We start from the raw sequence: 909 nt of genomic DNA on the forward strand, positions 1-909 counted from the left end.
GTGGTTGGTCAGTTTCCAGTGCAGGTGATGTCAATGGCGATGGATTAGATGATTTAATTGTGGGTGCTAAGAATGCTAAAGTAGGCAAAGAATATAGCGTAGGAAAATCGTATGTTGTGTTCGGTAAACAAGACAACACCAATGCTATTAATTTATCAGACATTGCCCATAACATAGGTGGCTTTGTTATCATTGGCGAGTCAGCAGATGATCAAAGTGGTTGGTCAGTCTCCAGCGCAGGTGATGTTAACGGTGATGGCTTAGATGATTTAATTATAGGTGCTAGGCAAGCCGATCCAAGCGGTAAATCACATGCAGGTAGATCATATGTTGTGTTCGGCAAAAAAGACAACACCGATGCCATTGAATTGTCAGCCATTGCCGCTGGCACAGGCGGCTTTGTTATCAATGGCGAGTCAGCGCGTGATTATAGTGGTCGCTCAGTCTCCAGTGCAGGCGATGTCAATGGTGATGGCTTAGATGATTTAATTGTGGGTGCTTATGGTGCCGACGATCCAGACGGTAAATCACACCAAGGTAAATCGTATGTTGTGTTCGGCAAAAAAGACAACACCAATGCCATTGAATTATCAGACATTGCCGCTGGCATTGGTGGTTTTGTTATCATTGGCGAATCAGCGGGTGATTATAGTGGCTATTCAGTTTCCAACGCAGGTGATGTCAATGGTGATGGATTAGATGATTTAATTGTGGGTGCTCATGTTGCTAATCCAGGCGGTAGGACAAGCGCAGGTAAATCTTATGTCATCTTCGGTAAAACCGACACTAATGCCATAGATTTATCAAAATTGGGCGATGAGTCAAAATACACCATTGATTACCTCGGCGATAAAAATGACAATATTCTTACTGGCACCACTAAAGATGAAATCTTTGTTGCTGGTGCAG

Annotated in this window: 1 protein-coding gene; it reads left to right on the forward strand. The window is 43.5% G+C overall.

What is annotated here, in order from left to right; translation table 11 throughout:
• Nucleotides 1–909 (forward strand): integrin alpha (locus BBROOKSOX_RS11800; protein WP_180324067.1); only part of this gene is annotated, 909 nt, incomplete at both ends.

The organism is bacterium endosymbiont of Bathymodiolus sp. 5 South, assembly GCF_900128535.1.
Classification (GTDB): Bacteria; Pseudomonadota; Gammaproteobacteria; order PS1; family Pseudothioglobaceae; genus Thiodubiliella.